Raw genomic sequence first — 12,105 nt, 5'->3', positions numbered from 1 at the left:
CGTGATGCTTAGTTATTGCGGCGCAGGAAGCGGAAGATAGCCAGCACCACAATGGCGCCCACAACAGCAACCAGGAAGCTGTGCATATCAAAGCCCATTGCGCGATCGCCAAAGCCCAGCGTAGTGGCAATCCAGCCGCCCACCACCGCACCAACGATACCCAGCAGACAGGTCAGAATAAAGCCGCCACCGTCTTTCCCCGGCATAATCAGTTTGGCAATAACACCCGCAATAAGACCAAAAATAATCCAGGCAATAACACCCATTTTTACCATCCTCCAATTAAAAAAACCTCAAAAAAAGCGCCGACATTCTGCGCCGCTAATGTTTCAAGTATAGGTAATTACTCTTAAAAATCTCGCCGTCGCGCTTATATTTTATTCATATGCTGAATATGTTTGACCTGAACAGGCCCTTCTCGCCCGCACGCCGCGTAGAAAGCGAACAAAAAATTTTTTTTACCGAGGCTGAAGTTTCCTGGACGTAAACCGATAACAAGCAGACGGTTTATCCTCCAGAGGAGATAGCAGATGAATCAATACCCTTCGCAGTTTCTGAAACAAAACCCGCTGGCCGTTTTGAATATTCTGCGCGATCTCCATCGCGATGACGTTCCGCTACGCGTCTCGTGGGGAAGCGGGCAATTTATCAGTCGCCTTCTGGAGGTGAGCAAAACCGCACTGATACTCGATTTTGGCAGTCAGGCGTATGAAAACCGCGCGGTACAGCGAGTGGAAAACGTCACCATCACCGCCGAAACCGCCGGCGCTAAGATGGAATTCACGGTAGCACAATTGCAGGCGGGCGAATTTCAGGGGCTACCTGCATTCATTCTTCCCGTTCCGCCGACGATCTGGTTTATCCAGCGTCGTGAATATTTTCGCATCACCGCCCCGCTGCATCCGCCCTACTTTGGCAAAGCGCAGTTGCCCGGCAAACAGATGCTGCGCTTTCGAATTTTTGACCTGTCACTGGGAGGAATGGGCGCGCTGCTGGATAGCCAACCGGAAGATGATTTACAGCCGGGAATGCGTTTTTCCCAGCTGGAGCTGGATATGGGGCAATGGGGAACATTTCATTTTGATGCCCAACTGATTGCAGTCAGCGAGCGAAGAGTGGTCGATCATAAAAACGAAACGGTGAGCACACCACGGTTGAGTTTGCGTTTTCTTAACGTTAACCCGGCGACAGAACGCTCGCTCCAGCGCATTATTTTTTCGCTGGAGCGAGAAGCACGTGAACGCGCCAACAGGGTTCGCGACTAGTTACATCGCATCCATCGCTTTCTGCATTTTCCAGATATAGCGCGGCGCCTGTGGAGCCGGATGGTTTTCAACGACGTGTTCGAAGAACTCGTCTTTATCCAGATCGTTGATTTTGCTGATCGCTTTTTTGCGATCGGAGGAGAACGTCCGCAGCAGCGCGCCCGCGCCGTTGGCATAAGAGACCATCAGCGCGTACTGCATCACTTCCGGGTCTTTAATGCCTGCCAGCGAGCCATGTTCCAGTATGCTCAGGTAAGCCGCTCCCATGGAGATATTACGCTCCGGGTTTTTCAGCTCGCTGGTTGACGGTTGACCGCTCCAGCCCATATGGCGATAGACATCTTTTCCAGAGGTGGACGCTTTGAGTTGCATCAAGCCCACCGCGTTAGATTTGCTGACGGCATTCGGGTTACCGCCAGACTCGATGGCAATGATGGCGGTGATCAAACGCGGGCTTACGCCCCACGCCGCACCGGCTTTTTCGCTAATAGGCATCCATTGCATTGCGCGCTTCACCGGCACCTGTGGGTCCCAGGGTGGATTTTTGTAATCCTGTTTTGAACTGCATCCGGCAAGTAACACAATTAAAAAAGCAAACCATCTCAATTTCACGCAACTATCCTTTTTAGCTCAAGTATGTCGCCAGTAATGACAATAACGGGTTCAGGCGGCATGATACTCGTTTCGTTCTCTGCAAGGAATTACCATGTCACAGTTTCATCTGATCGCCCCGTCGGGCTACTGCATCAATCAATCCGCCGCCGAAATGGGCGTTGGCCGACTGATAAGCGCAGGGCATCAGGTCAACCACCAGCAGGTCATTCCTCGCCGCAGCCAGCGCTTTGCGGGCGTCGAGAGTGAGCGCCTGGCCGATATCAATCAACTCGCGGAACTGAAAGGTAAAAATCAGATTGTGCTGGCGGTGCGCGGCGGCTATGGCGCAAGCCGTCTGCTGGATGCCATCAACTGGCCGTCGCTCGTCGCGCGCCAGCAGCAGGATCCGCTGCTTATCTGCGGCCACAGCGATTTCACCGTTATTCAGTTGGGGCTGCTGGCAAAAGGTGACGTCATCACCTTCAGCGGGCCGATGCTGGCGGGGAATTTTGGTGCAGAAACCCTGAACGACTTTACCGTGCATCACTTCTGGCAGGCGCTGCGCAATGAAAGCTTCACGCTTGAGTGGGCGGGCGACGGTCCACAGTGCCGCGAAGAAGGCAAACTGTGGGGCGGCAATCTGGCAATGCTGACGTCGCTGGTCGGCACGCCGTGGATGCCGCAAATCAGCGACGGTATTCTGGTGCTGGAAGATATCAACGAACATCCTTTCCGCGTGGAGCGCATGCTGCTTCAACTGTTGTACGCCGGTATTCTGCCGCGCCAGAAGGCCATCGTGCTCGGCAGCTTCACCGGCGCTACGCCGAATGACTACGACGCAGGTTATGATTTGCAGACCATGTACGACTATTTGCGTTCAAGGTTGGCGATTCCGGTCATCAGCGGGCTCGATTTCGGCCACGAGCAGCGCACCGTCACGCTGCCGTTAGGGGCGCAGGCGAAACTGGTGCATTCGGCAGGTGCTACGACACTGGCCATCAGCGGGCATCCGGTTCTTCGTTAAGGCTGGTTTGTGGGATGTTGCAACAGATACAGCATCCCACAAACACACACATTCCATTTCTGAATATAATTAAAATATCTTAAAGCTATCGTAAGGAATAATAACAAAAGCTCCCTTAAGGCCAATTTAAAATAAACCGTCATTTTAAATTTATCACTTGATGCGAGTCTTTTTATATGGAAATAAAAGCTTTCAGACGAATATTTTTAATACCAATATTAATTCTTATTTATGGTTTTTGGCAGTTCTGGCGTCTCGGCGGCACGCCTGCGGGGCACAGTTCCTCTGCTGCGCTCCGAGCAGGTCTCTCTGTCTTTGCGGGGCTTTGCAGCGTCGGGTCCATTCTCATTTGCCTTCTGGCGATGCTGATTTGCCATCTGAGTGTGGTCGCGTCGCGTACCTCGCAAAATAAATTGATTGCCACCTTTACCCTCTGCCGGGGCATTATCCCTATCTTTATGCTGCTGATTATGATCTGCAACGGGCTGGGGATTGTCTCCTTAGTGGGCGGTGAGTTGGCCTGGTTGGTTTCGCTCTCGCATTCCGGTCACGGGTCAGGAAAAGTATTTATGATGGCGCTCTTTGCTATTGGCGCCATATTGTGGATGCTGCTGAAAAGCATGTTTTCCATCCGCCGTTGTTTTGCCTTCTTTAAGCGCGAAGAAAGTCATATTCATGGTCATTCGGTCTCAGAGGAACAATCTCCACAGCTGTGGGGCTGGGTGCGCGATCTGGCGCAGAAGAGCCAGGTGGTGATGCCGGATAACATCGTGGTCGGCTTCTTTGACTGCTTTTATGTCACCGCCAATAACGTTCGCCTGAACAGCGGCGATCTGCTGACCGGCAATACCCTTTATTTACCCCTCACCTACTCATCGTTGATGAATAAAGACGAGGTGGCGGCGGTTATTGGTCACGAACTGGGCCATTTTACCGGGAAGGATACGCAGTACAGTTTACGCTTCGCCCCGGTTTATGCGGGCCTTGAAAATACGCTACAGCAGATGGCAAATAACTCCAACGGAGTGGCGTGGATTGACCGCATCGTGTTGCATCCTGCGCTGGATATGGGCCTGTGGTTCCTGATTAAGTTCCACGAAACGGTCAGCTACTGGAGCCGCATCCGTGAGTTTGCCGCCGACCAAACCGGCGCACGGGCCAGTACGCCGCAGGCGCTTTCCACGGCGCTGCTGCGTATTTCCGCGCTGTCTGAAATGGTCGACAACTACCTCAATAAGGTGATGTCCGGTAAACAACAGGCACAGCAGGAGTGGATAAGCGGCCTGCTCGGCGAAGCGTGCAAAGTCAATACTTTCGATGTGCAGGCGTGTCTGGAACATGAGATTCAGCACCCGACAGACAGCCACCCGGTCACGCGCGCGCGTATTGAGGCGCTGAACGTTAAAATTGACGATAGCCTGATTGCGCACGCAACGCGTCAGGTCTCTGAAAGCGACTTCGCTTCTCTGGGCGCGTTATTCGGCGGGCTGGAAGAGGTGCGCGCGTCAATGTCGCAGTCGCTGACGGAAGAAGCCGTCCAGTATAATGCAGAGCACCAGCAGATGCTGGAATCGCACGCGGTACTGGCAACGGAAAGCTGTGAAATCTGGCGCGACAACAAGAAAAAAGTGTTGCTGCAAAGCGCAGGTGCCGTGTTCCTGATGGTTATTGGTGTCGTGGCTCTTTTTATGCCGAACGCCGCCAGGATTTCTGGCGGGTTGATTGGGATGGCCTGGGTATTAGGTTTCGTCACGTTTATGCTGCATCGCTCCGGCAAGACACCGCTCTATACCTTCACGCCAACACACATTGTGTGTAGCGATCTGGATAAACCTATTGAGTGGACCGCCATTACTGACTTTGACGTTGAGGAACGTCATGAAGCGTTGCGCATCGTGTTAAGCTGGCGAGAGGGCTATCAGCCGCCGAAGAAACTCAAACGTATGGTGCGCGGCGTGGAAAACCGGGGTGTGGGCAAACTCTTTGCGCTGATCGTCTATGCTGATATGCGTAAAGCACAGGATGGAACGAAAATAGAAATCTCTGCGGTCAGCGTGATTGAAGAGTTTCAGCAGTATCTGCGTTCGGCCCATGCGCGACAGGAACTTAAAGAGAACCGCTAACGCCATAACCTACGGCGTCGCCCGGTCGAGTTATCGGGCGACGGTGTAAAATAAAAAAACATTCAATCCTCTTATTGTTCCCCTGCTCGCACACTAATTATGATAACTTTTTGTAACTAGCTTGTTCGTTATCGGGGAGTACGTGAACATTGGACGCCGCGGCAGTCATTAGTCTCTTTATTTTGGGTTCAGTCTTAGTAACCTGTAGCATTCTTTTAAGTTCATTCTCCTCCCGCCTCGGTATCCCGATTCTGGTAATCTTTCTTGCCATTGGTATGCTCGCAGGCGTAGATGGCATCGGCGGTATTCCTTTCGATAATTACCCGTTCGCCTATATGGTGAGTAACCTCGCGCTGGCGGTGATCCTGCTGGACGGCGGGATGCGCACTCAGGCGAGCTCATTTCGCGTCGCCCTCGGCCCGGCATTGTCACTGGCAACGGTAGGTGTGTTAATCACTTCGGGGCTGACGGGTATTGCGGCAGCGTGGCTGTTTAACCTTAACTGGATTGAAGGCCTGCTGATTGGCGCGATTGTTGGCTCGACGGATGCGGCGGCGGTGTTCTCACTGCTGGGCGGCAAAGGGCTTAATGAGCGTGTCGGCTCGACGCTTGAAATTGAATCCGGCAGCAACGATCCGATGGCGGTCTTTCTGACCATCACCCTGATTGAGATGATTCAGCAGCACGAAACGGGGTTAAGCTGGATGTTTGCCGTGCATATCATTCAGCAGTTTGGTCTGGGTATTTTGATTGGCCTCGCGGGGGGTTATCTGCTGTTACAGATGATTAACCGCATCACCCTGCCGACCGGGCTGTATCCGCTGCTGGCCCTCAGCGGCGGGATCATGATTTTCGCCATTACCACCTCGCTGGACGGCAGCGGCATCCTCGCCGTGTACCTGTGCGGTTTCCTGCTCGGCAATCGGCCTATTCGTAACCGCTTTGGCATCCTGCAAAACTTCGATGGGCTGGCGTGGCTGGCGCAAATCGGCATGTTCCTGGTGCTCGGCCTGCTGGTGACGCCGTCTGACCTGCTGCCGATTGCCGCTTCCGCCCTGCTGCTGTCGCTGTGGATGATCTTCTTCGCCCGCCCATTATCGGTGTTTATCGGCCTGCTGCCGTTTCGCGGTTTTAACCTGCGCGAGCGCATTTTCATCAGCTGGGTGGGTCTGCGCGGCGCGGTGCCGATTATCCTCGCCGTATTCCCGATGATGGCCGGGCTGGATAACGCGCGTCTGTTCTTTAACGTCGCCTTCTTCGTGGTGTTGGTATCGCTGCTGCTTCAGGGCACCTCACTCTCCTGGGCGGCGAAGCGCGCCAAAGTGGTGGTGCCGCCCGTTGGCTGGCCGGTGTCGCGCGTCGGGCTGGATATTCATCCGGAAAACCCGTGGGAGCAGCTTATTTATCAGTTGAGCGCCGATAAATGGTGCGTGGGCGCGGCGCTGCGTGACCTGCATATGCCGAAGGATACGCGCATTGCCGCACTGTTCCGCGATAACGTGTTGCTGCATCCGAATGGCAGCACGCGCCTGCGTGAAGGCGATATTCTGTGCGTGATTGCCCGCGAGCGTGATATTCCGGCGCTCGGCAAACTGTTCAGTCAGTCACCGCCGGTGGCGCTGGATCAACGTTTCTTTGGTGACTTTATTCTCGAAGCCAGCGCCAAATTCGCCGATGTGGCAATGATTTACGGTCTCGACGGTGTCGAAGAGTTTCGCGATAAACAGCAGTCGCTGGGCGAGATCGTTCAGCAGCTGTTAGGCGCCACGCCGGTTGTTGGCGATCAGGTAGAGTTTGCCGGAATGGTGTGGACGGTCGCGGAGAAAGCCGATAATGAAGTAGTTAAAGTCGGGGTTAAAGTTGCAGAAGAAGAGGCGGAATAACCGCCTCGCCGATTAAGTTACACCGTCACAACCGGTACACGCGGCGCCAGCGCGCACATTAATTCGTAGCCCACGGAGCCCGCACAGGCGGCAACGTCATCGATTTTGATGCCGTTGCCCCACAGCTCTACCGGCGCGCCAATTCCCGCATTGGGGCATGGCGTTAAATCCACCGCCAGCATATCCATCGACACCGTTCCTACCGTGGTGGTACGCACACTGTCTACCATGACCGGCGTACCCGACGGCGCAATACGCGGATAACCATCCGCGTATCCGCAGGCGACAATGCCAATTCGCTGCTCCTGCGTAGCGGTATAACGGCTGCCGTAGCCCACCGTGTCGCCCGGTTTCAGATTTTGCACGGCGATAATCTGACTGCTCAGAGTCATCACCGGTTTAATGCCGCTATTGGCCACATCCTGCCACTGGCCGGAAGGCGACGCGCCATAGAGAATAATGCCCGGCCGCACCCAGTCATAATGCGTTTCAGGGTGCCAGAGCGTTGCTGCCGAATTGGCAAGCGAGCGCGGGCATTCCAGCCCTTCCGCCGCCTGTTCGATTCGCTGCATGGGCCGTTCGACGCCCTCGCTTTTTTCTGCGTCCGCGAAGTGTGACATCAACGTCATCGCGCCGACGTTCGGCACTTTACGCAGGATTTGCCACACGGTACTGACGCGATCCGGCGTAAATCCGAGCCGGTTCATACCGCTGTTCACTTTCAGATAGATATCCAGCGGAGCGTTTAACCGGGCGTCCTGGATCGCTTTGATCTGCCAGTTACTGTGAACACTGGTGGTTAAGCGATACTTATCAAACAGTTCCAGTTCATCGGCATGGAAGAACCCTTCCAGCAGCAGAATAGGCCCTTTCCATCCCCACTCACGTAGCTGGATGGCATCTTCCAGATTGAGCATCGCGAAACCGTCTGTTTCGCGTAATGCGCCCCAGACACGCTTCAGGCCGTGCCCGTAAGCATCGGCTTTAACCACCGACCAGACGCGAGATTCCGGGGCCGCCCGGCGTACCACGTTCAGGTTCTGCCGCAGCGCCGAAAGATCGATGCTGGCTTCTACAGGACGAGACATGCGTTCTCCTTAATGATGAGCGCCGTGCAAATGCTGAGGACGCGACGGCGTAAAGCCCGGCGAGTAGCGCGCCACGCTTAGATCGTCATAAGGAATGGCGGGCGTACGCCCGGAGATTAAATCGCTGATTAGCTGCCCGGAACCGCAGGACATGGTCCAGCCCAGCGTGCCGTGGCCCGTGTTCAGCCACAGATTTTTGAATGCGGTTTTGCCAATAATTGGCGTGCCATCCGGCGTCATGGGGCGCAGACCAGTCCAGAACGTGGCTTGTTCAATATAGCCACCGCGCGGGAACAGATCGCCCACCACCATTTCCAGCGTTTCACGGCGAGGTTGCAGCAGTTCAGTATTAAAGCCGACAATTTCGGCCATCCCGCCAACGCGGATACGATTATCAAAACGGGTGATGGCGATTTTGTAGGTTTCATCAAGGATAGTCGAAACCGGCGCGCCCGCCTCTTCCTTCACCGGGATGGTGAGCGAATACCCTTTCAGCGGATACACCGGAATGTCCACCAGACCCTTGAGCATCGCGGTGGAATAGGAACCAAACGCCATCACATAAGCATCGGCTTTAATCAGTTCATCGCCGCACTTCACGCCATAGATGTGCTCGCCTTCTCGCAGCAGCGCATCCACCGGCGTGTTATAGCGAAAAGTGACGCCCGCATTTTCAGCCATCTGCGCCAGACGTTGAGTGAAGAGCTGGCAGTCGCCGGTTTCATCATTGGGCAAACGCAGGCCGCCAGTGAGCTTGTGCGCCACGCCCGCCAGCGCAGGCTCAACCTCGGCAAGTCGGGCGGATTCCAGTAGTTGATACGGCACGCCCGCGTCTTCCAGCACGGCAATATCGCGCATCGCGTTCTCATACTGCTGTGCGGTGCGGAAAAGCTGCAACGTGCCGCCCTGCCGCCCTTCGTAGGCAATCCCGGTGGATTCACGTAGCGCTTTCAGGCAGTCGCGACTGTACTCTGCCAGACGCACCATGCGCCCTTTGTTCTCCATATAGTGGCGCGTGTCGCAGTTGCGCAGCATTTGCCACATCCATTTCAACTGGAACTGCGTGCCATCGAGGCTAATCGCCAGCGGCGCGTGGCGCTGGAACATCCATTTAATCGCCTTCAGCGGCACGCCAGGCGCGGCCCAGGGTGCCGCGTAACCGGGGGAGATTTGCCCGGCATTTCCGGCGCTGGTCTCCATCGCCGGGCCCGTTTCACGATCGATAACCGTGACCTGATGTCCTGCCTGACTTAAATACCAGGCGCTGGTCACGCCCACTACGCCACTTCCCAGTATGACAACGTGCATAGCTACTCCAGAATCGAAATGAGTAAAAGAACAATCTTCTGATTACAAATTGATAACCCAGATGAAAATATTATTCAACATAGGCTTTTTTTATGGTGACGTAGTTCACATACAGCCCCGCCAGCGCTGGCATGCGAGAATCGACATCTCCTGCTGAGCAATAATATTACCCAGCATAAAATGCTGCATAATTGTAAAAATATCGTCATCAAAATGAAGAAATCGCGAAGAAAAAAATTGGCGCTTGTTACAGTTTTTTCCAGGTGTTCTATTCTTTTACAGAGGCTCTCCAGACAGAGAGAGTCGCCAACAATGAGGGCGCGCTAATGGCAACGATTGATTCGATGAATAAGGACAGCACGCGTTTAAGCGACGGACCCGACTGGACATTTCCCCTGCTGGAAACCTATCTGGTTGAGATAGACCGGGTAGCCAAACTCTACCGGCTGGACACCTACCCCCATCAAATCGAAGTCATTACCTCTGAGCAGATGATGGATGCCTACTCCAGCATCGGGATGCCGATTAATTACACCCACTGGTCGTTCGGCAAGAAGTTCATTGAGACCGAGCGGGCCTATAAACACGGCCAGCAGGGGCTGGCCTATGAGATTGTGATTAACTCCAATCCCTGTATCGCGTATTTGATGGAGGAGAACACCATTACTATGCAGGCGCTGGTGATGGCGCACGCCTGTTACGGACATAACTCCTTCTTTAAAAACAACTATCTGTTCCGCAGCTGGACAGACGCCAGTTCGATCGTCGATTACCTGCTTTTCGCCCGTAAATACATTAGCGAGTGTGAAGAGCGCTACGGCGTGGATGAAGTGGAAAAGCTGCTCGACTCCTGCCACGCATTGATGAACTACGGTGTGGACCGCTACAAACGTCCGCAAAAAATCTCGTTGCAGGAGGAGAAAGCGCGGCAGAAAAGTCGCGAAGAGTATCTGCAAAGCCAGGTGAATATGCTGTGGCGCACTCTGCCGAAGCGTGAAGAGGAGAAAACGGTGGAATCCGCGCGCCGTTATCCTTCCGAACCGCAGGAGAATTTGCTGTACTTTATGGAGAAAAATGCCCCGTTGCTGGAGCCGTGGCAGCGCGAAATCATGCGTATTGTGCGTAAGGTGAGCCAGTATTTTTATCCGCAGAAACAGACACAGGTGATGAACGAAGGCTGGGCTACGTTCTGGCACTACACCATTCTCAACCATCTGTACGATGAAGGGAAAGTGACCGAGCGGTTTATGCTGGAGTTTCTTCATAGCCACACCAACGTGGTCTTCCAGCCGCCGTACAATAGCCCGTGGTACAGCGGGATTAACCCGTACGCGCTGGGCTTTGCCATGTTCCAGGATATCAAACGTATCTGCCAGACGCCGACGGAAGAAGACCGCTACTGGTTCCCGGATATGGCCGGTTCCGACTGGCTGGAAACGCTGCATTTTGCGATGCGCGATTTTAAAGATGAGAGTTTTATCAGCCAGTTCCTGTCACCGAAAGTGATGCGTGATTTCCGCCTGTTTACGGTGCTGGATGACGATCGCAATAACTATCTGGAGATCTCAGCGATCCACAATGAAAGCGGCTATCGTGAAATCCGTGCGCAGCTGTCATCGCAATATAATCTCAGTAACCTGGAGCCGAATATTCAGGTGTGGAATGTGGATCTGCGCGGCGACCGTTCGCTGACGTTACGCTATGTGCCGCACAATCGCGCGCCGCTGGATAAAGGCCGCCGTGAAGTGCTCAAGCACGTGCATCGTCTGTGGGGCTTTGAAGTGCATCTGGAGCAGCAGAATGCGGACGGCAGCGTTGAGTTACTTGAGCGTTGCCCGCCGAGACCGAGCGCGTTGTAGGTTTAAGGCAACAAAAGCGCCCCCGGCAAAACGCCGCAAAAAACCAAAAAGCCTCTCGATTGAGAGGCTTTTTCTTTGCGCTGGCTTATACGCCGCCGGGCATACTTTTCTGCATCCGGTGCCAGATCTCGCCGCTGTCATGGCCGTAACGACGCACGGTTTCATACACCTGATCATGCAGACCCTGCTCGCACACTTCTGTTAAGCGATGATAGAAGCCCAGCGCGCAGCTACGCGCTTCCGGATTGGCGAAATAGTGACGGCCAATACGGGTATAGAGCCCTTTCATGCCGTTCAGAATCAGGCCATAAATCGGGTTACCAGAGGCAAACGCCAGCCCGCGGAAAATATTGTAATCGAGGTCGGCAAACGCATCGGCGTAGTCTTCGACTTCACGCGCAGTGGCCAGCACTTCCAGCGCTTTGTCAGGATGCTGACGAAACGCGGTGCGGATAAAAATGGTGGCGATGTTGGTACGCACGGAAAGCAGGTTATCCAGCAGTTGCGGTACGCTTTCGTGATCGAGACGCGCCAGCGTTTCCAGAATATTGAGGCCGGACGTTTCCCAGAAGTTGTTTACTTTCGTCGGCTTACCGTGCTGGATAGTCAACCAGCCATCACGAGCCAGACGCTGCAACACTTCCCGTAAGGTTGTACGGGTCACACCAATCAGTTCAGAAAGTTCGCGCTCGGCAGGCAGAATAGACCCTGGTGGAAAACGGTTATTCCAGATGCTTTCAACAATATACTCTTCCGCGAAACCCGCCGGGCTTTGCGCCTTAATGACCATAGTTAGAATTTCCATTACACAGCGTTGCAATCCACTCATCATACCAGACCGCATCAACAGCAGATAGCACACGAAGCGAATTAAAAAGGGATCGCCGTTTCATTTTTTGATTTTCCTGTTCCGTACTTAAGGGCGTTTTTTGCGGCGATCTCTGCTAGAGTTTCAGCCCTG

The 12,105-nt window shown here is 54.1% G+C and carries 10 protein-coding genes; 5 read left to right on the top strand and 5 right to left on the bottom strand.

Annotation, left to right across the window (positions count from 1 at the left end):
* Positions 1-8 precede the first annotated feature (8 nt).
* The gene (locus tag G163CM_RS04475) at positions 9-266 is read right to left on the bottom strand and encodes a GlsB/YeaQ/YmgE family stress response membrane protein (RefSeq protein ID WP_113857059.1); all 258 of its coding nucleotides are present in this window, start codon (positions 264-266) and stop codon (positions 9-11) included.
* A gap of 264 nt (positions 267-530) precedes the next feature.
* On the opposite strand from G163CM_RS04475, the gene ycgR reads away from it, so the two are divergent.
* Entirely contained in the window at positions 531-1,265 is a 735-nt protein-coding gene (gene ycgR / locus G163CM_RS04470; RefSeq protein WP_231827048.1) for a flagellar brake protein YcgR, read from the top strand.
* On the opposite strand, the gene emtA is transcribed toward ycgR, so the two are convergent.
* Positions 1,266-1,877 carry a membrane-bound lytic murein transglycosylase EmtA gene (emtA, locus tag G163CM_RS04465; protein WP_149462758.1) on the bottom strand — a complete coding sequence of 204 codons (612 nt, stop codon included), beginning with the start codon at positions 1,875-1,877 and terminating at the stop codon, positions 1,266-1,268.
* Between the two features lie 94 nt (positions 1,878-1,971).
* Between emtA and ldcA the strand changes: the two genes are divergently transcribed.
* The 3 genes from ldcA to G163CM_RS04450 all read left to right on the top strand — a co-directional run bounded on the left by ldcA (position 1,972) and on the right by G163CM_RS04450 (position 6,889).
* Entirely contained in the window at positions 1,972-2,883 is a 912-nt protein-coding gene (ldcA, locus tag G163CM_RS04460; RefSeq protein ID WP_231827047.1) for a muramoyltetrapeptide carboxypeptidase, read from the top strand.
* Between the two features lie 362 nt (positions 2,884-3,245).
* A complete protein-coding gene (locus G163CM_RS04455) occupies positions 3,246-5,006 on the top strand; it encodes a M48 family metallopeptidase (RefSeq protein ID WP_231827046.1) in 1,761 nt (586 codons plus the stop codon).
* Positions 5,007-5,155: 149 nt separating this feature from the next.
* Positions 5,156-6,889 (top strand): potassium/proton antiporter, encoded by a 1,734-nt coding sequence (locus G163CM_RS04450; RefSeq protein WP_015964099.1) that lies wholly within the window; start codon positions 5,156-5,158, stop codon positions 6,887-6,889.
* A gap of 17 nt (positions 6,890-6,906) precedes the next feature.
* Here G163CM_RS04450 and dadX read toward each other — a convergent pair whose 3' ends face one another.
* Positions 6,907-7,977 (bottom strand): catabolic alanine racemase DadX, encoded by a 1,071-nt coding sequence (dadX, locus tag G163CM_RS04445; RefSeq protein ID WP_231827045.1) that lies wholly within the window; start codon positions 7,975-7,977, stop codon positions 6,907-6,909.
* Between the two features lie 9 nt (positions 7,978-7,986).
* Positions 7,987-9,285, bottom strand: a complete 1,299-nt coding sequence (locus G163CM_RS04440) for a D-amino acid dehydrogenase (RefSeq protein ID WP_015964097.1) — start codon at positions 9,283-9,285, stop codon at positions 7,987-7,989.
* A gap of 326 nt (positions 9,286-9,611) precedes the next feature.
* On the opposite strand from G163CM_RS04440, the gene G163CM_RS04435 reads away from it, so the two are divergent.
* A complete protein-coding gene (locus tag G163CM_RS04435; RefSeq protein ID WP_015964096.1) occupies positions 9,612-11,144 on the top strand; it encodes a SpoVR family protein in 1,533 nt (510 codons plus the stop codon).
* 85 nt (positions 11,145-11,229) lie between these two features.
* Here G163CM_RS04435 and fadR read toward each other — a convergent pair whose 3' ends face one another.
* Positions 11,230-11,934 (bottom strand): fatty acid metabolism transcriptional regulator FadR, encoded by a 705-nt coding sequence (gene fadR / locus G163CM_RS04430; protein WP_149462870.1) that lies wholly within the window; start codon positions 11,932-11,934, stop codon positions 11,230-11,232.
* Positions 11,935-12,105 lie beyond the last annotated feature (171 nt).

The sequence above is a fragment of the Pseudocitrobacter corydidari genome (assembly GCF_021172065.1).
GTDB lineage: Bacteria > Pseudomonadota > Gammaproteobacteria > Enterobacterales > Enterobacteriaceae > Pseudocitrobacter > Pseudocitrobacter corydidari.
This window is presented reverse-complemented; position numbering and strand designations above follow the sequence as displayed.